The sequence below is a fragment of the Streptomyces sp. NPDC087300 genome (genome assembly GCF_044744425.1).
Classification (GTDB): Bacteria; Actinomycetota; Actinomycetes; order Streptomycetales; family Streptomycetaceae; genus Streptomyces.
Map to the genome: position 1 here is coordinate 486,593 of NZ_JBIUYI010000005.1, position 20,301 is coordinate 506,893.

Below are 20,301 nucleotides of genomic sequence, written 5' to 3' on the forward strand. Positions count from 1 at the left end.
TCAGGGTCCGTCTTCGTAGTGGGCGGCGAGCGTGCGGGCGCGGTCGCGCAGGGCGGAGCGCAGCGACCGCGGGGCCAGGGCCTCGGCGTCCGTGCCGAGCTGCCACAGCGCCCATTCGGCGTGCCGCGCGTCCTGGAAGGTCACGTCGAGGCGCAGCCGCCCGTCCGCTTCCGGCTCGTGCGCGCGCACGGCCAGCGCGGTGTCGAACAGTTCCTCGCGCCGCGCCGGGTTCACCCGGACCAGCACGGTGAGGTGGTCGCCGCCGGAGAGGAAGCGGGCGGAGCGCTCCCGCCAGATCCGGTCCAGGTCGACCCGGCTCGGGCGCTGCGCCGGTTCGGGGAGTTCCTCGGCGGCGAGCAGCCGCGACAGCCGGTAGGTGCGGTCGTCGCCGGACCTCGTGGCCAGCAGATAGCCCTTGTCCCGCACGGTCACCAGGCCCACCGGATCGACCGTGCGCCACTGCGCGGACTGGCCCGAAGCCGCGTAGTGGATGCGGAGCTTGTGCCCCGTCAGCACCGCGCGCCGGACCTCGGACATGACCCTTTCCGGCACCTCCTCGGTGCCGGTGCGGCGGGAGAGGAGGTCGGTCTCCGGGTCGACGAGGAAGCGCCGGGCCGCGTCGCTCGCGGTGGCCCGGTGGTCGTCGGGCAGCGCATCGGCCACCTTGCGCACGGCCGAGGCGAGCGCGGAACCGAGGCCGAACGCCTGCTCGCCCCGGCCCGCTCCCGCGGTCAGTACGGCGAGCGCCTCGTCGTGGTTGAGGCCGGTCAGCTCGGTGCGGAAACCGGGCAACAGCGCGAAGCCGCCGTGCCTGCCGCGCTCGGAGTGGACAGGGACCCCGGCCGAGGAGAGCGCCTCGATGTCGCGCAGCACGGTGCGAGTGGACACCTCTAGCTCGCGGGCCAGCGTGTCCGCGGTCAGCCGACCTCGCTGGCGCAACAGCAACACGAGCGAAACCAGCCGGTCGGCGCGCATGCCGGAAGTCTAGGCAGATACATGACGAAGGGTGTCGTGATTTGTTGGCAGGCTCTGCCGCACGACGTCGAAGCAGGTGGCCACCGAGTCGATGGACGTACGAACTCCGCATGGAACGAAGGGAATTGATGTGGCGATGGAGCGAACGGCGGTCAACCCGGTGACGTGGTCGACGGAGCTGGGGTTCAACCAGGGCGAGGTCGTCTCCGGGCACACCCGGACCCTGTACTGCTCGGGGCAGACCGCGATGAACGACGAGGGGAAGCCGCAGCACGACGGGGACATGGCGGCGCAGCTGGCGCTCAGCATCGACAACGTGGAGGCCGTGCTCGAAGAGGCGGGCATGACGCTCGCCAACCTCGTCAGACTCAACGTCTACACCACCGACGTCGACCAGCTCTTCCCGCACTACGGCGTGCTCGCGGCGCGGCTGGGCGCCGCCGGGGTGGCGCCGACCACCACGATGCTCGGCGTGACACGGCTCGCGGTCCCCGGGCAGCTGGTCGAACTGGAGGCGACCGCCGTGGCGTGAGCCCCACCGCGACCCCACCGCGATCCCACCGGATGTCCGCCGCCTCCGCGCGGGAGGCGGCGGGCCTCATCCCCGGTCCGGCCCGCCGAGCAGGAACCGGTCGATCCCGGCCGGGGTGTCGGAGGTGAGGTGGGCCGGAGCGAGGGCGAGGATGTCACGCCGGTGGTTGCGGATCTCCAGGGTGCTGTCGGCGGTCGCCGCCGACAGCAGCCGCAGCGCGCGTTCCAGCATCGGACGTGAATAGACCTTGAACGTCTTCTCGCGGACGGACGACCGGCCGCCGAGCTCCGCGAAGCCGCCGCTCCCGCTCCGCAGGTCGAACTTGAGGTCGAGCACGGGGCAGGGGACGCGGTCCCAGGTCGTCGAGGGCAGCGCGTCGCGCCCCTTGATGCGGGCCTCCACCAGCGTCTCGGTGTCCTCGTCGGCGATCTCGCAGCCGTGGATCGGGAACGCGCCCGCGAGCCGCCCGCCGTAGCGCGCCCCGTGCAGCGAGGGCGCGCAGAACAGCACGTGGTCGAGGCGGCCGACGGGGGAGGGCAGCGCCACCTTGTGGTGCGAGCGGCCGTCGAAGGCGAGGGCGACGCGGGGCCTGACGAAGTCGAGGAAGGCCGACACCGTCCCGGCGCTGTGCCCCGGCTCCTTCACGACGAAGGACAGGCCGCGCATCCCGTCATCGGCCAGGACCAGATAGTCGTGGAAGGGTCCGGGGCCCGCCCGGAAGTCGTGGAACTTCACGAACGTGCCCGGGTGCCCCGCCACCTCCTCGTACCCCTTCCAGAAGAACTCCCAGGCGCCCGCGTACCGCTTCGATTCGGCGGCCCGCATCACGTCGAGGAGCGGTGCTTCCGCGAGCGGTTCTGGCGCGGTGCCGTCCGCGTCGACGGACGGGTCGGGGACCGCCTCGACGTACCCCTGACGCAGCTTCTCGGCGACCTTCTTCTCGAAGTGACGTACGGCGTGCGCCTCGTCGTCGAGCGTCATGCTCGACCCCAGGGTGCGTCCGCCGACCCGCCCCCAGGCCATGTGACAGCGGATGCCCGACCGGCTGATCCGCCAGTGCCGCGCCACCGCGCCCTCGCGCTTCTCGAAATACCGCGTCTCGGACATTCCCCCGCCACTCTCCTGTCACATGGGCGCTCCGTACCGCCTCGACGACTGACGATAAGCTGTCGCTCTTTCGCTTCTGGAGGTGCAGGTTCGTGGAGTTCCGGCTGCTCGGATCGGTGTCCGTGGCCACCGAGGCCGGTGATCTCGCGCTCGGCCCCGTCAAGCGGCGCAGCCTGCTCGCCGCGCTGCTGCTGCGGCCCAACTTCCCGGTCCCCGTCGACCAGCTCACCGCCGCCCTGTGGGACGACGAGCCGCCGCCGCGCGCCAGGAGCGTCATCCAGGGCCATGTCTCGCGCCTACGGACGCTCCTGGAGTCGACCGACGCCCGGATGTACGGCGTGGAGCTCGCCACCCAGGGCGCGGCCTACGCGCTGCGGATGCCCGAGAGCCTCCTCGACGCCCACCGCTTCGAGGAGCTCGTCGCGCTCGCGCGCGGGCAGCGCTCGGCGGGCGACGCCGTCGTCATGTACCAGGAGGCCCTCGCGCTGTGGCAGGGGCCCGCGCTGAGCGGCGTCTTCCCGAGCGCGCCGTTGCAGGCCGCCGCGCACGCCCTGGAGGAGCTCAGGCTCTCCGCCGTCGAACAACTCGCCCTGGGATACGGCAAGTTGGGCGAGCACGCCAGGGCCGCCGCGGTGCTGCACGCCGAGGCGGGCGCCCATCCGCTGCGCGAGTCGCTCTCCGCCGCGCTGGTCACCGCCCTGCGGCGGGCGGGCCGACGCTCCGAGGCGCTCGACTGTTTCCACCGCACCCGGCGCCTGCTCGCCGACGAACTGGGCGTCGACCCGGGGCGCGAACTCGCCGAGGCCTACGCGCTGGCCCTGCGCGGACAGTACGACGACGAGGACGCGCGAGCGGCCGGGGCCCCGGTGGACGAGCGGGGCGGGCCCGCGGCGCGCCCCGTGCCCGCCGACGCGACGGCGCCCCTCGTCTCCGGCGCCCCCGTCGACCTGCTGCCGCGCGCGCCGCGCGGCTTCCACGGGCGCGCCGCCGAACTCGCCGCGCTGTCCAGGGCAGCCTCCGGCGAGGCGCCCGTCTGCCTGGTCACCGGGCCCGCCGGAGTCGGCAAGAGCGCCCTGGTGGTGCACTGGGCCCACCGCGAACGCGAGCGTTTCCCCGACGGCAGGCTCCACGTCGACCTGCGCGGCTTCAGCGAGACGGGCGAGCCCGAACTCCTCGACGTCCTGCGGGAGTTCCTGCTCGCCCTCGGTGTCGCGCCGCGCCGGATACCCGAGTCGCTGAACAGCGCCGCCGCCCTGTTCCGCTCGCTGACCGCCGAGCGCAGGATCCTCGTCGTACTCGACAACGTGCGCTCCTCCGAGCAGGCCAGGCCCCTGCTCCCCGGCGGGGCCGACTGCGTCACCGTCGTCACCAGCAGGCACCGGCTGAGCGGCCTCGTCGCCTCCGACGCCGCCCGGCCCGTGCCGCTCGACGTGCTGGGGGACGACGACAGCGCGGCGCTGCTCGCCGCGGTGCTCGGCCCCGAGCGGGTGCACGCCGAACCGATCGCCGCGCGCCGGCTCGCCAGGCTCTGCGACGGACTGCCGCTCGCCCTGCGGGTCGCCGCGGCCCGCCTCGCCGACCAGCCGCACTGGACGCTCGCCGCCATGGCCGAAGAGCTGTCGGACGCGACGCGCAGGCTCAGCCTCCTGGACGCGGAGGACACCGGGGTGCGCGCGGCCCTCCAGCTCTCCGTGCGCCGCCTCCCGCCCGGCGCGGCCCACCACTTGGCCCACCTGGGCCGTCACCCCGGCACCCGTTTCGGCCGCCGCACGGCCGCGGCCCTCGCGGGCAGCACACCGGCGGCCGCCGAGACGGCGCTCGACCAGCTGGCCGCGGCGCACCTCCTCACGCACGGCGCCCCGGGTCGCTGGACGATGCACGACCTCGTCCGTCTCTACGCGCGCGCCATGGACGCCGAACCCGATGCCCTGCCCCGCGTGCTCGATCACTACATCGCCACCGGGCTCGCCGCCGCACAGGCCGCCGAGCAGGACGGCGAACCCTGCTTCGAACTGCCCGCCGCGTTCCATCCGCCCGTGGAGGTGAGGGAGTTCGACGACCGGGACGCCGCGATGGCCTGGTACGCGGCCGAACGCGAGGACGTCGTCCTCGCGGCGGGCGCGGCGGACGCCGCCGGGCTGCACGACAGGACGTGGCGGCTCGTCCTCGCCCTGTGGCCGCTCATGGTGTGGCGCGTCCACGACGGCTGGTCCCCGCTCCTCTACACGGCGCTGGCCGCGGCGCGGGCCGACGCCGACGCGTACGCCCAGTCGAGGGTCCTCTCGCTGCTCGGCTGGGTCCTCACCGAGGAGGGCCGCACCGCCGAGGCGCTGCCCCACCTGGAGCAGGCGCCCCGGCTGGCCGCGCGGGCGGGCGACGCGGGCGGCGAGGCCACCGCGCTGATCAACCTCTCGCTGGCGCAGGCCGCGCTCGGCGACCTGGAGGAGGCTGCCGACGGCTGTCTGCGCGCCGTGGACATCGCCCGTGCGACGGGGGAGCGGAACACCGAACGTCTCGCCCTCTACCACCTGACGAGGCATCAACTCGACGCTGGGCAATGGAAGTCGGCACTCGGCACCGCGACCGCGGCCAGCTCCCTGCAGGCTCCGGACGCCCCCGCGCCGTCCCGTGTACTGCTGCTCGCGGCGGCCGGTGAGGCGCTGGTCGGCCTCGGCGACGAGATCGAGGGGGTCCGCTGCCTCGACGAGGCGGCGCGGGAGGCGGAGGCGGCCGGGTACGACGACGGCGCGGTGCGGGCGCTCGGCGCGCTGCTCCGGGTGACGGACGACGAGGCGTACCGCGTGCGGCGGGACGCGGCACGGGCGCGGCTGGCCGTCGGGGCGTGAGGGGCGGGGTGCGCGCTGCGGGTGTGCGTTCAGGGGTGCGCGCTTCGGGTGTGCGTTGAGGGGTGCGCGCTGCGGGGCGTGCGCATGAGGCTCGCGTGTAGGGCGTACGGCGTGTGGCGGCGGCCCGCGCGACCCGTTCGTGGACGTCAGCGGAACGTCAGCGGTGCGTGATCATGACGGCAGCAGATCCTGCCAAGGTGGTCACACCGCGACAAACCGTCGCGTCGACCGCACGACCACACAATCGGGGAGTACCACCATGCGCACGCACCGGATCCGCACCGCGGTCCTGGCCGCCACCACCGCCACCCTCGCCCTGACCGTCTACGGCGGTTCGGCCGGCGCCTCCGCCGCCGACCTCGCCACGGCCGGCAAGGCGGACACGATGCGGAGCGCGGCGACGACCACCGCCACCCGTGCGTGCCACGGCGATGAGCTGTCGTACTCCGTGGTGCACCGCTTCGCGAAGCAGCAGGGCGAGCACCTGCTCATCACCGCGACGAACGCCGACTCCAAGCCGTGCTGGGTGACCTCCTACCCCTCGGTGATGCTCGGTGACACGACCAAGGTGCTGCCCCACTCCGCCAAGGACGCCCCGGGCGGCGGCACCCGCGTGACGCTGCGGCCCGGAGCCAAGGTGTACTCGGCGGTGAACCTCTTCACCGACTCCGGGAGGCCCCACACCTCCGGCGACCTGAGCATCGCGCTGCGCGACCGTACGGGCGACACGGGCCCCGCCACCGAGCAGGCGGCCTTCGACGGCAGGGGCGTCCCCTCGAAGTTCAGCTGGACCAGCGCGGACGTCACCCACTGGAACAAGAAGAAGCCGTACGACTTCTAGTCCTCGGGTGCCTGCGCCCGCGGCTGCCCCGGTGGCAGGTGCCGTTGGCGCGGGCGGGCGCGGAGGCCGTCGAGGACGATCGTCAGATAGCGGCGCCAGGGCTCGGCGCCGGGTTCGCCGGGCAGCGGCATGACGGCGTCGATCATCGCGGCGATGGGGGTGATGTCGGCCGCCGTCACCCCGGCGCGCAGCGCGCCCTGGCGGCGCGCCCGCTCCACGAGCGCCGCGCAGTGCGCGGTGATCTCCGCCCGGGTCCTGGCGAGGTCGGTGTCCTCGGCGGTGCCCTGGCGCATCAGCTCCCGCAGGCCGCGGTTGACCGAGGCCTTGGCCAGGGCCCTTTCCAGGAAGTCGGCGAGGGCGGCGAAGGCGTCGGCGTCGTCCTGTGCCTGCCGTGCCAGCGCCGCGATCTCGTCGAGTTCCTCGCCGAAGACGGCCGCCGCGAGCGCCTGCTTGTCGGCGAACTTCCGGTAGACGGTGCCGACGCCGAGCCCGGCGTGATGGGCGACGTCGTTGAGCGTGGCTTGCAGCCCCCGCGCGGCGAAGACCTCCCGGCCCGCCTGGAGGACACGTCGGCGATTTTCCTCGGCGTCCCTCCTCAGCGGGCGTTTTCCCGCGACGGCCGGCCGCCCGGCCGCCCTCGCGCCTTCGTCACCCATGCGGGTCCCTTCGCGTGCCGTGATCGGTTCGGTGCCGTGATCGGTTCGGCCAAACAAACGGATAGAGCATATCCGCTTCGTGCTACGGTCCTGACGTAAGCGGATAAGGCCTATCCGCATGTGGGTTCCGGGCCGTCCTGCCGCGCCGCGGCCGCACCGCCCGGAGGGGAGGAGGCAGTCGTGCGGACCGTGGTCATCACCGGAGGAACGGACGGAATCGGCAAGGGACTTGCCCTGCACTACCTACGGGAGGGCGCCCGGGTGCTCGCCGTCGGCAGCACACCGGCCAAGGGCGATGCGTGGCTTGCGGAGGCGGCGGCCCTCTCGGCGGGAGATCGCGCACGCTTCGTGCGCGCCGACCTCACCTCCGTCGAGGCGGCGGGCGCGCTGGTCTCGGCAGTCCGGAGCGAGTGCTCCACGGTGGACCAACTCGTCCTATGCGCCCAGCGCTACCGGCTTTTCGGTCCGCGCACCGTCACGCCCGAAGGGTTCGAGCACAGTTTCGCGCTCGCCTACCTGAGCCGGTACGTGCTCGGCCACGGCCTGCGCGAGACGCTGGAGGCGGCGCCGCGCCCCGTCATCATGAACGTCGGAACGCCCGGCGTCCCGCTGGGCCGCGTGCACTGGGACGACCTCCAACTGACGCGCCGCCACAGCGGGATCAAGGCCACCCTGCAATCCTTCCGCGCCAACGACCTGCTCGGCGTGGCCTTCCCCCTCGTGCACGCCGGCACGCGGATCCGCTACGTCGGCTACCACCCCGGCGTCGTGGCGACCGGCATGCCCGACCATCTGCCCCAGCCGCCGCGCGCCCTCACCAAGGCGTGTTTCGCGCTCCTCGCCACCCCGGTCCCCAAGGCCGTCGCCCCGATGACACGCCTCCTCGACGAACCGCCGGGGCCACCCTTCACCGCCTACCGCGGCAGCCGTCAACTCGCCCTGAGGGGCGAGGCGTTCGACCCGGAGGCGGCACTTCGGCTGCATCACCTCACCGAAGATCTGGTGCCCTGCCTGTAGCGGCAGCGGCCGGAGTGGCGGTGTCGCCATCGTCCGCGGGCGGAGCGAGTTCCGTGAGGACGGTCAGGGCCTCGCTCAGCAGCAGAGGACGGCGCGTTCCCTTCACCGCCTGGCCCGGCCAGCCGGGACCCGCGAGGAGCACCGCCGGTCGGCCGCGCGCACCCTGCACGCCCCAGCGGGCACCCACCACGTGCTGGGCGAGCGGAACGCTCGCGGTGGAGCGGGCCTGCGACCAGAGCACCACGGCGCTCGGACCGATCCGGCGCACGGCCGCGGTCAGCGCGGGCACCGGCACGGCCGGGCCGAACATGCGCAGGGGGCGGCCGCATTCGTACAGCGCCGCGGCGAGCGATTCGAGCGCCAGGGAGTGCTGCTCGCCGGGCACGCAGGCCAGGAGTACGGGAGGGGCGGGGACCGGCGCGGCCGTCCTCGGCGCGACCCGGCGCAGAGCCGTCGATATGTGCCACGAAAGGAGGTGCTCCACCTCGACGTAACGGTCGCCTGACGACTCCCACCTGCGGCCCACCGCGTGCAGCGCGGGCACCATCAGCTCCTCCCACGCGACGACGAGCCCGTGCCGGGCGATCGTCGCGGACAACTGCTGCTCCACGGTGGGGGAGTCGAGGCGGATCGCGGCCCTGATCAGGCCGCGCCTGGCCCGCCGGATGTCCGCGGGCGCCGGGTCCGCCGACGTGGGGCGCGCGGCTGCCTGGCCCGCCGCGTTCGGCCGCGTGGCGTGCGGACGTGCCGTGGCGGGTGGTCGCGCGCCCGGCGGCAGGGTCGCGGCGGCCTTGGCGGAGCGGGCCGCCTCGGCGGGTGCGACGCCCGACGAGGTGAGGCGGCACATCTCCTCCAGGACGGCGATGTCCTCCGGTGCCCACCTGCGGTGCGTGCCGTCCGCCCGCGTCGCGGGACCCACCCCGTAGCGGCGGTCCCACGAGCGGAGCGTGGTGGGCGAGACGCCGAGGCGCCTCGCCAGCGCCCCCGTCGTCACACCCGCCACGGCCGTCGGCGGCGCCCCGCCCGCGGTGCGGTCGCTCTTCATCCGCACACCATACGATGCGAGAACGATGCAACTTGCCGCCTTTGCAAGGGAGTTCGGAGCATAGACGGATCCGCGGTGTCCGGCCCGACGGGTGTTCGCACCCGGGCCGCCTCAGAGGAGTCGGCGCCCCTGAGGCGTGGCTGCGTTCGCTCCCCCCCACGCAGCCACGGACGCGGCGGTGCACCCGGGCCGCGGGCCCCTCGACGGGCCCGCCGGTGCCGGATGCCAGACTGCCCGTATGTTCGCGCAGATCATGACGGCGGCCGGAGTGCTCGCCCTGCTCACGGTGGTACCGGGCCCCGACATGGCCGTCGTCACGAAACGGGCCGTCGGCGCGGGCTGGCGCGACGGCCTCCGCACGGTCGGCGGGATCACGACGGGCCTGCTCGTCTGGGGCGTCCTCACCGTGGCGGGACTCGCCGCCGTCCTCGCCGCGTCGGCCGCGGCGTACACGGCCGTGAAGCTGCTCGGCGCGGCGTACCTAGTCGTACTCGGCGTCCAGGCCTTGGTGCGGAGCCGTCGCGCCGGACGCGCGACAACGTGTCCGCCGAGCCTTGCCGCGCCCGCCGGGAACGCGTGGCGGACCGGCCTCGTCAGCAACGTGCTCAACCCGAAGATCGCCGTCTTCTACACGGGCCTGCTCCCCACCCTCGCGCCCCCGTCTTTCCCCTCGCACCTCGGCATGGCGCTGCTAGTCCTCCTCCACGCGACGCTGACGCTGCTCTGGCTCGGCGGCTACGTCATGGTCCTCGCCAAGGCCCGCGGCTTCTTCGAACGGCCCACCGTGCGCCGGGCCCTCGACCGGGTCACGGGGGTCGTACTGATCGGCTTCGGGCTGAAGGTCGCGACGGCCGACAGCCACTAAGGCCGGGGGCGGCGGGGCCGGGTTCGCCGGTCCCTCCTCGGCCATCCAGGTCCAGCTGCCGCCGTCCCGGGCTCCAGGTCGTGGAGAACTGGAACAGCGCGAACACCGTGCTCCGCTACGGCAAGGAGGGCGCCCTGACCGGCCCGGACAGGGAGCACGCCGAGACGTCGATGCTCGCGCTGCACCTGCTCCAGTCCGCGCTCGTGCACGTCAACACCCTGCTGGTGCAGCAGATCCTGGCCCAACCGGCGTGGGTGAAGAAGCTCAGCGACGAGGACCGGCGCGGCCTGACCGTGCTGTTCTGGTCGAACGTCAACCCGTACGGCACCTTCCGCCTGGATATGGACGCCCGGCTCGACCTAGGACCGGTTGCCGCCGTGCCCCGCCCCCGCGCATCTGCCGGCGCCGCCGACCGGTCACGCACGCAGCCACGATGAGGGACTTCCGGGGGGCATCGACCGGGCCGCCCGCCCCTCGAGCCCGCCTCGAATCCGAGCGGACTCATCTCGACCGGGTAGGTGGTCAAAAGCCAGCACCTGAGCAGCTCACTGCGTGGGCTCGCGGTTGTAGAGCTTCTTGGCCCACATATAGCCACCCAGGGCGATGAGAGCGCACCAGCCGAGGGCGAGATTCGCGTTGTTGCCGATCGGAGTGCCCATCAGCAGGCCGCGCAGGGTCTCGATGAACGGGGTGAACGGCTGGTAGTCGGCGAACCATTGGAGCCCGGCAGGCATTGAGTCGGTGGGGACGAATCCGCTGCCCATCATGGGGAGGATCATCAGTGGCGTCAGCATGTTGCTTGCGGCGGCGACGCTCTTGGCCTTGAGGGCCAGCGCGACGGCCAGCCAGGTGAGCGCGAAGATAATCAGAACGAGCAGGCCGATCACGCCGAGCCATTCCGCGAAGCCTGCGGTGGGCTCGAAGCCCACCAGCAGGGCGACGCCGGTGACGATGGTGATGCTCAGCAGGGTCTGGGTCAGGCTGCCGAGCACGTGGCCGGTGAGCACCGAGACCCGGGCGATGGCCATGGTGCGGAACCGGGCGACGATCCCTTCGGTCATGTCCATCGCCACCGAGATCGCGGTGCCCTGGGCCGCGGTGGCCGCGGTCATCAGGATGACTCCGGGGACGACGTAGTTCACGTAGGTGTCGCGCCCGCCCGACGGCCCGCCGAGGCCACTGCCGAGAATGCCGCCGAGGACGTAGACGAACAGCAGCAGAAAAACCACCGGTACCCCGGCGGCGGTGAGAGTGAGCGTCGGGTAGCGCAGCATGTGCCGCAGCTGGCGGCGCAGCATGGTCGCCGAGTCGGTGAAGGCGTGGGTGGCGGCGCTCATCGGGCGGGCGCCTGTTCGTCGACGGGGGCGCCCGTCAGGGCGAAGAAGACATCGTCGAGATCGGGGGTGTGGACCTGGAGTTCGTCCACGGTCAGCGAGGCGTGGTCGAGCCGGTCGAGGAGTGCGCGCAGCGACTGGACGTCGCCGCGGCCGGCCACCTGCAGCGTGAGTGCCTCATCGTCGCGGGACAGCACGTCCAGGGCACGGGCCGCACTGTCGTGGTCGTGCGCGTCGGCGAATCGCAGGGTGATGTGGCCGCCGCCGACCTGCCGCTTGAGCTCGTCCGGTGTGCCCTGGGCGACGAGCCTTGCGTGGTGCAACACCGCGATCCGGTCGGCGAGTCGGTCGGCCTCCTCCAGATACTGGGTGGTGAGGAAGACCGTGATCCCTTCGTTGGCCACCAGACGGCGGATGATCTCCCACATGGTCCGCCTGCTGCGCGGGTCGAGCCCGGTGGTCGGCTCGTCCAGGAAGATCACCCGGGGCCGGCCGACCAGCGTCATCGCGAGATCCAGGCGGCGCCGCATCCCGCCGGAGTACGTCATCGCGGGCTTGCGGGCTGCGTCCGCCAGGTCGAACCGCGCCAGAAGGTCGGTGGCGCACCGTCGCCGTTCCCGGCGGGGCAGGTGGTGCAGGTCGGCCATCAGAAGCAGGTTCTCCTCGCCGGTGAGAAATCCGTCAACCGCGGAGAACTGGCCGGTGACGCCGATCGCCGCACGGACCCCGTCCGGATCACGGACCACGTCGTGGCCGGCGACCCGCATCTCCCCGGCGTCGGCGCGGATGAGCGTGGACAGGATCTGCACCATCGTGGTCTTGCCCGCGCCGTTCGGGCCGAGTAGGGCGAAGACCGATCCTGCGGGGATGTCGAGGTCGATGCCGTTCAGCACCACGTGGTCGCCGTACGCCTTGCGGACAGCAGTCGCCGAGAGGGCGGGGGGACCGAGGTCGGTGTTCATGGGGTTCGCTTCCGTCGATGAGCATTCAGCCAGCCTTCATGGTTCAGTAATAGTTGCGTTGCATACATTGGTTCGTCAATCATGTTCAAGTGAAGCAACGACATACATGCAGGTAAATAAGGTAAATCGTTGCACGATGAGTTCCAGATAATGCAACGGAAAGAGCGTTGCATTAAGCTTGTCCTGACGTCGAACAGTGGAGGACGCCCGATGCCCGGCGACCGACTCACACTCCAGGACCGGCAGCAGATCGCCGCGGGGCTGCGCGAGGAGCTGACCTACGCCGCCATCGGCCGCCGTATCGGGCGGCCGACTTCGACTGTCACCCGCGAGGTGATGCGCAATGGCGGGCCGCGCGGCTACCGCGCCGAGGCGGCGCACCGAGTGGGCGCAGGGCACATGCGTCAGCGCAGGACCCCCGCGCCGCCGACCTCACCAGGAGAGGGCGACCTCGGCGGGCGCAATCCGCGGATCGTGGACGAGGTGGGCGCACAGAGCGAGGAGCTGATGATTCAGGCCGGGCTCCCGCAGATGATGGCCAAGGTGCTCGCCGCGCTGTTCATCACCGACAGCGGCGGCCTCACCTCTGCGGACCTCGTGCGACGCCTGCGGGTCAGTCCGGCCTCCGTCTCCAAGGCCATCGGCTACCTGGAGAACCAGGCACTCGTCAAGCGCGAGCGCGACCCCCGCAGCCGCGCCGAGCGCTACGTCATCGAAGAGGACGCGGTGTTCACATCCATCATGGCCGGCGCGCGCAACCAGACCCGGATCGCCGAAGCCTGCGCGGCCGGAGCTCGGAAGCTTGGCATCACCACCCCTGCCGGTGCCCGGCTGGAGAACACAAGCCAGTTCCTCCGCCACGTCATCGACGACCTGGTCCGCTCGGCCGAGCACTGGCACCAGGTCTACTCCACCCACTCTCGACAGACATCCGAAACCGCCTGAGCGGGGCACAACGGCCGCAGGTGTTGCCGCATCGCTTCCGTCACGATGTCCACCGTCACGCCTGACGGCACTGCTCCCTTATTGCTCTGGCCAGGTGGCGCGTAGCGCTGCATGATTCCCAGGGCCGCGATCCTCCGAGGGGTCGACATCTTGACAGTTCCCCAACGGCATTCGATCGTGCAAGCCGGGCTCGGCATGGACCGAACTGTCCCGGCCCGTGCGCGCCGGCGCCGAACCGGTCGGACACGTCCGCCTCGGCTACGCCCGCGCATCGACCACCCGACAGTCCCTCGACGCACAGCGCGACTCACTCGGCGGGGCCGGGGTCACCCGGGTCTTCTCGGAGAAGATCTCCACCCGCGCCACCAAGCGCCCCGAGTTGGAGGCCGCCGTGAAGCTCGCCGGGGAGATCCGCTCCTCCGGCGTCGCCGTCACCCTCGTGGTGCACGAGCACAAGCGGCTCGGTCGCGGCATCGAACTCGCCATGCTCGCCGAGGAGCTGAAGGCGAGCGACGTCGGCCTGGAGTTCCTCACCGGAGAACTGAAGGGCTCGCACGACCCGTCAGGCATCGTGTTCACCGTGCTCGCCGCCATGTCCGGGATGGAGCGCGAGTACATCCGCGACCGCACCCTCGAAGGCCACGAGAGCGCGCGGAATCGTGGCAAGACCATCGGCGGCGCCGGGGTCACCGACAACGACATGCTGTCCATGGCTCTCCACCTGCGGGACCAGGAGATGAGTCTGCGCGACATCGCCAAGCGCCTCGTCCTCACCACCGGAGCGAAGAGGGGCCAGCACCCCTCACCCGCCACCGTCATGTGGATGCTGCGGGAGCACGACGAACAGGCCTCCACGGCGGCAGGCGCGTGATCATCCGGCTAGTTTGCGGCTGGTGTCTGAGCTAGGACTCCAGGGCCTCATCGCCACGATGACCGATCCATGGCCCGTCGCGTACGGTTCGGCGGAGTTCCTCCGGGCTTGGGCTCGACAGCCCGGCTTCCGGCTGTCGAAGTAGGCGGCCGGGCCCGCCGCGATCGGCTCCGGAACGTGGAGGCGATCGCGGGAACGCCGAGCTGAACCCGTCCGGAGGCACCGGAGTGTCCTGGTGGGGCGTTCGGGCGTTGTGCGGGCGTGAACAAACTCGTGGTTCGATCTCTTGGCGCCCTCACACCCGTCCTCGCCTTCGGCCTCGCGTCACCGGCGGTGGCTGCCGCCGATTCGGCGCCGCCCCTCTCCGAGTTGTGCGACACCGCCGTGCCTGATGGCGCGGGCACGGTCCGCTGTGGAGACGTGAAGCTCAACGTGCCCGATGACGCCCCTTGCGCGCTTTCGGTATGGACGGACACGCTCGCGGGGCGGGCCTACCGCGGCACGTGTTTGTCGGAGGAGTCCTAGGTAACTGGGCGGTGCTCCGGCATTCGTCGAAGAAATTCCTCCGCCACCGGTCACACTCTTCCGCCGGGATCCGTCAGGGCAGTGAAAGCGATACCGAAAGCCTTGAAGGACCCTGAAGGAGATGACCATGGGAACGCATACGATCACGGCAGAAATCCCGATGGCCCCGCGGATGACCGAGGACCCGGCCAAGCTGGTCCCCGAGCTCGCCGATGTGTCGGCGGCACTGTTCAAGGTCACGGGCAACGGCTCCGTGCCGCGCGCCACGATCAGCCTGGTGCAACTGCGGGCGGGGCAGATCGCGGGCAGCACCTATCTGACCGTTCTGCACGCCGGCTTCCTGCGCGCGGCGGGGGAGTCGGAGGAGCGCATCGCCTCGGTGTCCTCCTGGCAGGATTCGCCGTACTTCACCTCCGCCGAGCGCGCCGCGCTCGCTCTCGTGGAAGCGGTGCTCCAGCCCTCCGTGGACGGCGAGCGGGTCTCCGACGCGCTGTACGCGGAGGTGGCCGAGCTCTTCGAGCCCAGGGCGCTCGCCACCCTGATGTTCGCCATCGGGCAGGTCAATTTCTTCACGGCCGTGGCACTCATCGCCAAGCCGGTCCCCGGCCGGTCGTTCTCCGAGCCGTGGAACTGATTTCTCCCACAAGGACGGCCCCTTCTCGATTTCTCGAGCTGATGCGCTGATGGCGACACCGGCATGAGAAGGGGCTGTTCCCCAATTCGCGGTCAGCGCCGCTCCGGACCCCAGGTGACGGGCAGCCGGTGCACCCCGAAGATGTTCATGCCGGTGCGCAGCGGCACCTCGTCGGCGGGTACGGCGAGCCGCAGCGTCGGGAACCGGGAGACCAGGGCGGGGAATGCGGCCCGCATCTCGACGCGGGCCAGCTGCTGGCCCAGGCACTGGTGGATGCCGTGCCCGAAGCCGAGGTGGCCGGTCGCCTTGCGGCGCAGGTCGAGTACGTCGGGGTCGGGATACCTCTCCGGATCGCGGTTCGCGGCTTCCGTCGAGACGATGACCGTCTCCCCGGCCCGGACTACCTGACCCGCGAGTTCCACGTCCTCCAGGGCGGACCGCGCGCCGAGCTGGGCGATCGTCAGATAGCGCATGAGTTCCTCGACGGCCTGGTCGGCGATGCCCGGATCGGCGCGCAGGGCGGCGAACTGGGACGGGTTGCTCAGCAGCGCGAAGGTGCCGAACGAGATCATGTTGGCCGTGGTGTCGAGACCGGCGCCGAGCAGGAAGACGGCGAGGCCGGTGAGTTCCTCGTCGGTGAGGTCGCTGCGCGTCAGGTCGCTGAGCAGATCGTCGGTCGGCGCGGCACGCTTGGCGAGGACCAGCTGACGCAGATACTCGTGCATCGCCGTCAGCGCCACGGCCAGCTCCTCCTGGGTGGAGCCGTGGGACATGACCGTCGCGGTGCTCTCCTGGAAGAAGTCGTGCTCGTCGTAGGGCACCCCGAGGAGTTCGCAGATGGTGAGGGCGGGGATCGGCTGGGCGAACGCCTTCACCAGGTCCACGGTCGGCCCCTGCCGTTCCATGCCGTCGAGGTGCTCCGCGGTGATCCGCTCGATGCGTTCGCCCAGGAAGGCCATCCTGCGGACGGTGAACTTCCCGGCCAGCAGCCGCCGGTAGCGCGTGTGCTCGGGCGCGTCCATCCCGGTCATGTCGCCGACCGGCGCCACCGGCAGCTCCCCGCTGTAGCCGGTCTCGAACGGCAGGTGCAGGTACTCGTACCGGGAGCTGAAGCGTGCGTCGGAGAAGACCGCGCGCGCCAGCGAGTGACTGGTTGCCAGCCAGCCGACGTGGCCGTCGGGGAAACTCAGCCGGGCGAGCGGCTGTTCGGCGCGCAGCCGCGCCATCTCGGCGGGCGGATCGAAGGGGCATCCGGAGGACCGCTCGACGGGAAGCCGGATCGGTTCGGCGCCGGCGACGGGGGTGTCGTCCTGAAATCCCGTGGTGGATAAGGGAGTTGCTGATTCGTGCGGCATGTGTCCTCCGGTGGGGGGTGACGTGCCCTGAGTGACGCGGCGGCGGATGGGGTGGCAGGTGGGCGGCGAGGGCAGCGCAAACTGCCCGCGCGTCGATGAGTCGTGCGCTGCGCACCTCGCGGCATCAGCATGACACATGAATGACGCCATGGGGAGCCAACTTGGCTCCTCATGGCGTCACTTGGGTCCTCCTGAGGTCACCGCCGCGACGGCCAGGCCGGTCAGGCCGCCGCGCGCCCCACGAGCAGATCGGCGAGCCTGCTGAGACGCTTCACGGTGCGGTCCTCGGTGGCGGCGGGCGCGGGGGCGACGCGTTCGGCACGGTCGTAGTAGGCGCCGTTGACGATCTCGAAGGCCGGATCGCACAGCCGCACCACATGGGCGGCGCCCTCGGCGGGCGTGACGCCTTCGTCGGCGTACAGCGGGAGCAGCGCCGTGCCGCACACGCCGGGGTGCACGGAGACCGCGGTGACGCGCGGATCCGCGGCGAACACCGTGAGGGCGAGCTGGGACTGCGCGTACGCGGCGAGCCGCGAGTAGCGGCGGGTGCGCTGCGGATCGCTCCACCGGATGGACGCGCTGCGGTGCAGCGACGAGGAGACGTTGACGACGCGGCCGCCCGGACCGGCGGTGAGGGCGGGCTCCAGGAGGCAGGTCAGCAGGTAGTGCGCGAGGAAGTTCACCTGGAAGGCGATCTCGTTCCCGTCGGCGGTGACGGTGTGCCGCTCGGGGGCCGCCATACCGGCGTTGTTGACCAGGGCGTCCAGGCGCGGATGTGCGCGGACTACCGTTTCCGCCAGTCGCTCGACCTCGTCGAGGTGTGCGAAGTCGGCGCCGTAGGAGTGCAGTTGTGCCGCGTCGATACCAGCCGTGGCGATCAGCCGGTCGGCGGCGGCGCGGGCCTCGTCGTCGGTGCGTCCGTGCAGCAGCACGGTGGCACCGCGCTCGGCGAGCTGTCGCGCCGTCTCGTGGCCGATGCCGGAGGTGGCGCCGGTGACGAGGACCGTACGGGTGGACAGGGTGGAACCAGACGTATACATGGGACATCCATGGGTGCGGGGTACGCCGCGTCGCCGACCGCGCAGCGCACGGCTGGGCAGGCAGGTGAAAGGGCGTACGGAACAGGTGTGTCGAGGCGAGTAAAGAGGGGTGTGAAGAAGGGGCGCCGTGTCAGGTCACGGCGCCCCACGGCTCTTCGGGAGGACGCGTCAGCGGCGGGCGGACGCCTCCGTCAGAGGGCAGCGGGGCATGCGACGGGACGCCCGATGAGGGGGCCGGTCGAGGAGGAGCCACGCGCTGTTCACATCACTCATCGAAGCCGGGCGGCCGCCGCCGGACAAGCGCCGCCGCCGCTTCCATACGCCGCTCTGACGATCCGCGAGGAGAACCGCCAGGAGGCTGACGAAGGGCACGCCACGTGAGCTCCGCGACCCGCGACGAACGAAACCTCCCCGTCACGCCCGAGGAACCCCGCGCAACCCCCGCCTCCCACGCAGCAGCCCCACGTAGACGGCCGACGCGACGACCATGCCGGCCGGCAGCGCCAGGTCCGCGCCGCCCAGGGCGTGTGACACCGGGCCGGTGTAGAGCGTGTTGACGCAGAGCGCGGCCGCGACGACGCCCGATACGAGGGCCAGGGCGCCGGCCCGGTGGATGCCGCCCGTGTACCAGAACGGGCTGCTCGGCGACTCGTCGCTGAGCGCGAGCCCGTCGTAGCGGTTGCGGCGCAGCACGATGTCGGTGGCGTAGAGGGCCATCGCGGGACCGAGCAGTACGACGGTGAGCTGGAGGACGTCGCTGACGGTGTCGAGGAAGTTGGACACGAGCAGTGCGTACAGGGTCAGGGCGACCGCCGCCGTGCCGTCGAAGAGGACGCTGACCGAGCGCCGGATGCGCAGGCCCACGGCTTGGAGCGCGAGCCCGGCGCTGTAGGCGGTCATCGCGTTGATGGCGATCGTGCCGAGCACCAGGGCCAGCAGGAAGACGGGGGTGAACCAGCCGGGAAGGAGTCCCTGTAGCGCGTTCTGAGGATCCGTCATGTCGACCGAGGTCGCGGCGAAGGCGCCCAGGGAGCAGACCGAGACGCTCGGCAGGAAGCCGCCGAGCGCGGTCCAGCCCGCGACCGCCTTCCGGGACGTGGTGCGCGGCAGATAGCGGGAGAAGTCCGCGCTCGTGGTGTACGACAGCGGGCCCGCGGCGATGAGCGTGACACCGGAGACCAGGGTCACCCAGAGCTGGGTGCCGCTCAGCGGCTCGGCGGGTGCGTACGAGAGGTCGGCGTGCCCGAGCACCGCGACGGCGACGAAGGCGAAGACCGCGATGAGCACGAGGGTGATGGGGAGGTAGAGCCGCACGATCGTGGCGTGGCCGTAGACGCTGATGGTCAGGGTGAGCGCCGCGATGACCACCACGACGGTGACCTGGACGCCGGTGGTCGCCGGTATGCCCGCCTTCTCCACCAGGGCGAACGCGGCTGTCGCGGCCGCCGACAGGTTGAGGGCGAAGTAGCAGACCGAGATCATCCAGCCGGTGACCGCGTTGTTCACGCGGTTCCCCATGACGCCGTACAGCGCCCGGGTGATCACTTCGCTCGGTGTGCCCGAGGCCGGGCCCGAGATCGCGAGCACACCGGTGAACACCCAGAAGAGGTTGCCGACCACGATCACGCCGACGGCCTGCCACAGGCTCAGGCCCATCAGGACGAGCGCGCCGCCGATCACCAGGCTCAGATAGTTCACGTTCGCCGCGGCCCAGACGGAGAACAACTCCCGCGGGTGCCCGTGGCGTTCGCCGTCGGGAATGTGGTCGATGCCGTGGGCCTCGATGCGTCCCGCGTGGTCCGCGCCGGTCGCGGCGGCCCCTGCGGACGACGGCGCGTCGAGTGCGCCGTGCCCGCCCGGGAGTGGGTCGGGAATCGTGGACGCCATGAGGCCCTCCGGGTGCTGGTCCATCCACCTGCTTGCTTATTGGTCGCACACTCAATAGCGTTGCGGGCATGTCGTCAAGCGTTCAGCGCAAGCGAATTCGGAAATCTCCGGCCGCCCGACGTGCGGAAATCGTCGTGGCGGCGGCCTCGGTCGCCCTGGCCGACGGCCTTGAGTGCGTCACCCTGCGGCGGATAGCCGAGGAGCTCGACGTGCGGCCGGGGCTGATCAGTCACTACTTCCCCTCGGTGGAGGATCTGGTGGCGGAGGCGTTCGGAAGCGCGGCGAGCGGCGAACTGGACACGCTCCTTCCGGCCGACCGGGCCGAAGGCACCTCGACGTCACACCTGGCCAGGTTCTTCGCACAGGCGACGGGGGAGTCGTACGACGACATCAGCCGCCTCTGGATCAACGCGCGGCATCTCAGCCGTTACCGGTCGGTCCTGCGCGAGCGCGTCGCCGAGCAGGAGGCCGCCTGGCGCGAGCGGCTCGCCGGGGCCATCAGGGACGGTGTGGAGCGCGACGAATTCCGTACCTCCGATCCCGATGTGACGGCCATTCAGATCCTCGTCGTACTGGACGGTCTCGGTGTCCACGCCAGTACGGACGTCGGCAACCGGCCGCCGGCGGTGGCCCGGATGGCCGTCGCCACGGCGGAGCGCGGACTCGGACTCGCGGAGGGCACGTTGGGCTGACCGCCCGTTCGGCACGTGCCGCCGAGCGGTCACGCGCGCCGCCGAGCGGGCACATGCGCCGCCGCTGACGCCGATATGCGCGCCGAGGCCGACGCCGAGACGTATGTCCCTCACGTACACCCGCCACGAACACTCCTCACGTACAGCCCTCACGAACCCCCCTCCCGAACAC

At 71.6% G+C, this 20,301-nt stretch carries 20 protein-coding genes; 11 read left to right on the forward strand and 9 right to left on the reverse strand.

Annotated features, from left to right (window positions below):
• On the reverse strand, positions 1 to 975 hold the full coding sequence (locus ACIO9J_RS22420) for a helix-turn-helix transcriptional regulator (RefSeq protein ID WP_402002193.1): 975 nt from the start codon (positions 973 to 975) through the stop codon (positions 1 to 3).
• 136 nt (positions 976 to 1,111) lie between these two features.
• Here ACIO9J_RS22420 and ACIO9J_RS22425 point away from each other — a divergent pair, with 136 nt between their 5' ends.
• On the forward strand, positions 1,112 to 1,507 hold the full coding sequence (locus ACIO9J_RS22425) for a RidA family protein (protein WP_402002196.1): 396 nt from the start codon (positions 1,112 to 1,114) through the stop codon (positions 1,505 to 1,507).
• 66 nt (positions 1,508 to 1,573) lie between these two features.
• Here ACIO9J_RS22425 and ACIO9J_RS22430 read toward each other — a convergent pair whose 3' ends face one another.
• Positions 1,574 to 2,614, reverse strand: a complete 1,041-nt coding sequence (locus tag ACIO9J_RS22430; RefSeq protein ID WP_402002199.1) for a WGR domain-containing protein — start codon at positions 2,612 to 2,614, stop codon at positions 1,574 to 1,576.
• 92 nt (positions 2,615 to 2,706) lie between these two features.
• On the opposite strand from ACIO9J_RS22430, the gene ACIO9J_RS22435 reads away from it, so the two are divergent.
• Positions 2,707 to 5,460, forward strand: a complete 2,754-nt coding sequence (locus tag ACIO9J_RS22435) for a BTAD domain-containing putative transcriptional regulator (protein WP_402002202.1) — start codon at positions 2,707 to 2,709, stop codon at positions 5,458 to 5,460.
• Between the two features lie 259 nt (positions 5,461 to 5,719).
• Positions 5,720 to 6,301 (forward strand): DUF4232 domain-containing protein, encoded by a 582-nt coding sequence (locus tag ACIO9J_RS22440; protein ID WP_402002204.1) that lies wholly within the window; start codon positions 5,720 to 5,722, stop codon positions 6,299 to 6,301.
• Here ACIO9J_RS22440 and ACIO9J_RS22445 read toward each other — a convergent pair.
• Positions 6,298 to 6,957, reverse strand: a complete 660-nt coding sequence (locus tag ACIO9J_RS22445; protein ID WP_402002207.1) for a TetR/AcrR family transcriptional regulator — start codon at positions 6,955 to 6,957, stop codon at positions 6,298 to 6,300. The genes ACIO9J_RS22440 and ACIO9J_RS22445 overlap by 4 nt on opposite strands.
• 180 nt (positions 6,958 to 7,137) lie before the next feature.
• Here ACIO9J_RS22445 and ACIO9J_RS22450 point away from each other — a divergent pair, with 180 nt between their 5' ends.
• Positions 7,138 to 7,974 carry an SDR family NAD(P)-dependent oxidoreductase gene (locus ACIO9J_RS22450; RefSeq protein WP_402002210.1) on the forward strand — a complete coding sequence of 279 codons (837 nt, stop codon included), beginning with the start codon at positions 7,138 to 7,140 and terminating at the stop codon, positions 7,972 to 7,974.
• Here the strand turns inward: ACIO9J_RS22450 and ACIO9J_RS22455 are convergent.
• A complete protein-coding gene (locus tag ACIO9J_RS22455) occupies positions 7,946 to 9,019 on the reverse strand; it encodes a MerR family transcriptional regulator (protein ID WP_402002213.1) in 1,074 nt (357 codons plus the stop codon). The two genes, ACIO9J_RS22450 and ACIO9J_RS22455, sit on opposite strands and share 29 nt — an antisense overlap.
• A 238-nt stretch (positions 9,020 to 9,257) precedes the next feature.
• On the opposite strand from ACIO9J_RS22455, the gene ACIO9J_RS22460 reads away from it, so the two are divergent.
• Positions 9,258 to 9,884 carry a LysE family translocator gene (locus ACIO9J_RS22460; RefSeq protein WP_402002216.1) on the forward strand — a complete coding sequence of 209 codons (627 nt, stop codon included), beginning with the start codon at positions 9,258 to 9,260 and terminating at the stop codon, positions 9,882 to 9,884.
• An 80-nt stretch (positions 9,885 to 9,964) separates the two neighbouring features.
• Complete coding sequence (locus tag ACIO9J_RS22465; RefSeq protein ID WP_402002218.1) at positions 9,965 to 10,321, forward strand: Tn3 family transposase; 357 nt, start codon at positions 9,965 to 9,967, stop codon at positions 10,319 to 10,321.
• Positions 10,322 to 10,429: 108 nt separating this feature from the next.
• Here ACIO9J_RS22465 and ACIO9J_RS22470 read toward each other — a convergent pair whose 3' ends face one another.
• Positions 10,430 to 11,221 (reverse strand): ABC transporter permease, encoded by a 792-nt coding sequence (locus ACIO9J_RS22470; protein ID WP_402002221.1) that lies wholly within the window; start codon positions 11,219 to 11,221, stop codon positions 10,430 to 10,432.
• On the reverse strand, positions 11,218 to 12,180 hold the full coding sequence (locus tag ACIO9J_RS22475) for an ATP-binding cassette domain-containing protein (RefSeq protein ID WP_402002224.1): 963 nt from the start codon (positions 12,178 to 12,180) through the stop codon (positions 11,218 to 11,220). Before ACIO9J_RS22475 ends, ACIO9J_RS22470 begins: the two co-directional genes overlap by 4 nt.
• Before the next feature lie 210 nt (positions 12,181 to 12,390).
• On the opposite strand from ACIO9J_RS22475, the gene ACIO9J_RS22480 reads away from it, so the two are divergent.
• From ACIO9J_RS22480 to ACIO9J_RS22495, 4 genes are all read left to right on the forward strand, one after another.
• Positions 12,391 to 13,125 carry a helix-turn-helix domain-containing protein gene (locus ACIO9J_RS22480; protein WP_402002227.1) on the forward strand — a complete coding sequence of 245 codons (735 nt, stop codon included), beginning with the start codon at positions 12,391 to 12,393 and terminating at the stop codon, positions 13,123 to 13,125.
• Between the two features lie 217 nt (positions 13,126 to 13,342).
• Positions 13,343 to 13,996 carry a recombinase family protein gene (locus tag ACIO9J_RS22485; protein ID WP_402002230.1) on the forward strand — a complete coding sequence of 218 codons (654 nt, stop codon included), beginning with the start codon at positions 13,343 to 13,345 and terminating at the stop codon, positions 13,994 to 13,996.
• A 13-nt stretch (positions 13,997 to 14,009) separates the two neighbouring features.
• Positions 14,010 to 14,141, forward strand: a complete 132-nt coding sequence (locus tag ACIO9J_RS22490; protein ID WP_402002233.1) for a DUF6368 family protein — start codon at positions 14,010 to 14,012, stop codon at positions 14,139 to 14,141.
• Between the two features lie 507 nt (positions 14,142 to 14,648).
• Positions 14,649 to 15,155: a carboxymuconolactone decarboxylase family protein gene (locus ACIO9J_RS22495; protein ID WP_402002236.1), complete on the forward strand. Its 507-nt coding sequence runs from the start codon at positions 14,649 to 14,651 to the stop codon at positions 15,153 to 15,155.
• Between the two features lie 92 nt (positions 15,156 to 15,247).
• Here ACIO9J_RS22495 and ACIO9J_RS22500 read toward each other — a convergent pair whose 3' ends face one another.
• The 3 genes from ACIO9J_RS22500 to ACIO9J_RS22510 all read right to left on the reverse strand — a co-directional run bounded on the left by ACIO9J_RS22500 (position 15,248) and on the right by ACIO9J_RS22510 (position 19,437).
• Entirely contained in the window at positions 15,248 to 16,510 is a 1,263-nt protein-coding gene (locus tag ACIO9J_RS22500) for a cytochrome P450 (protein ID WP_402002239.1), read from the reverse strand.
• A 221-nt stretch (positions 16,511 to 16,731) separates the two neighbouring features.
• Positions 16,732 to 17,550 carry an SDR family NAD(P)-dependent oxidoreductase gene (locus ACIO9J_RS22505; protein WP_402002242.1) on the reverse strand — a complete coding sequence of 273 codons (819 nt, stop codon included), beginning with the start codon at positions 17,548 to 17,550 and terminating at the stop codon, positions 16,732 to 16,734.
• Positions 17,551 to 17,964: 414 nt separating this feature from the next.
• The gene (locus tag ACIO9J_RS22510; protein ID WP_402002245.1) at positions 17,965 to 19,437 is read right to left on the reverse strand and encodes a purine-cytosine permease family protein; all 1,473 of its coding nucleotides are present in this window, start codon (positions 19,435 to 19,437) and stop codon (positions 17,965 to 17,967) included.
• A gap of 68 nt (positions 19,438 to 19,505) precedes the next feature.
• On the opposite strand from ACIO9J_RS22510, the gene ACIO9J_RS22515 reads away from it, so the two are divergent.
• Entirely contained in the window at positions 19,506 to 20,129 is a 624-nt protein-coding gene (locus tag ACIO9J_RS22515; protein ID WP_402002248.1) for a TetR/AcrR family transcriptional regulator, read from the forward strand.
• The last annotated feature ends 172 nt before the right edge of the window (positions 20,130 to 20,301 follow it).

Bases quoted from the DNA above. Each gene is read 5' to 3' on its own strand.
- ACIO9J_RS22495 (WP_402002236.1), top strand. From the start codon at position 14,649: ATGGGAACGCATACGATCACGGCAGAAATCCCGATGGCCCCGCGGATG.
- ACIO9J_RS22420 (WP_402002193.1), bottom strand. From the start codon at position 975: ATGCGCGCCGACCGGCTGGTTTCGCTCGTGTTGCTGTTGCGCCAGCGA.
- ACIO9J_RS22445 (WP_402002207.1), bottom strand. From the start codon at position 6,957: ATGGGTGACGAAGGCGCGAGGGCGGCCGGGCGGCCGGCCGTCGCGGGA.
- ACIO9J_RS22510 (WP_402002245.1), bottom strand. From the start codon at position 19,437: ATGGCGTCCACGATTCCCGACCCACTCCCGGGCGGGCACGGCGCACTC.
- ACIO9J_RS22460 (WP_402002216.1), top strand. From the start codon at position 9,258: ATGTTCGCGCAGATCATGACGGCGGCCGGAGTGCTCGCCCTGCTCACG.
- ACIO9J_RS22440 (WP_402002204.1), top strand. From the start codon at position 5,720: ATGCGCACGCACCGGATCCGCACCGCGGTCCTGGCCGCCACCACCGCC.
- ACIO9J_RS22475 (WP_402002224.1), bottom strand. From the start codon at position 12,180: ATGAACACCGACCTCGGTCCCCCCGCCCTCTCGGCGACTGCTGTCCGC.
- ACIO9J_RS22425 (WP_402002196.1), top strand. From the start codon at position 1,112: ATGGAGCGAACGGCGGTCAACCCGGTGACGTGGTCGACGGAGCTGGGG.
- ACIO9J_RS22500 (WP_402002239.1), bottom strand. From the start codon at position 16,510: ATGCCGCACGAATCAGCAACTCCCTTATCCACCACGGGATTTCAGGAC.
- ACIO9J_RS22430 (WP_402002199.1), bottom strand. From the start codon at position 2,614: ATGTCCGAGACGCGGTATTTCGAGAAGCGCGAGGGCGCGGTGGCGCGG.
- ACIO9J_RS22455 (WP_402002213.1), bottom strand. From the start codon at position 9,019: ATGAAGAGCGACCGCACCGCGGGCGGGGCGCCGCCGACGGCCGTGGCG.
- ACIO9J_RS22515 (WP_402002248.1), top strand. From the start codon at position 19,506: ATGTCGTCAAGCGTTCAGCGCAAGCGAATTCGGAAATCTCCGGCCGCC.
- ACIO9J_RS22505 (WP_402002242.1), bottom strand. From the start codon at position 17,550: ATGTATACGTCTGGTTCCACCCTGTCCACCCGTACGGTCCTCGTCACC.
- ACIO9J_RS22480 (WP_402002227.1), top strand. From the start codon at position 12,391: ATGCCCGGCGACCGACTCACACTCCAGGACCGGCAGCAGATCGCCGCG.
- ACIO9J_RS22470 (WP_402002221.1), bottom strand. From the start codon at position 11,221: ATGAGCGCCGCCACCCACGCCTTCACCGACTCGGCGACCATGCTGCGC.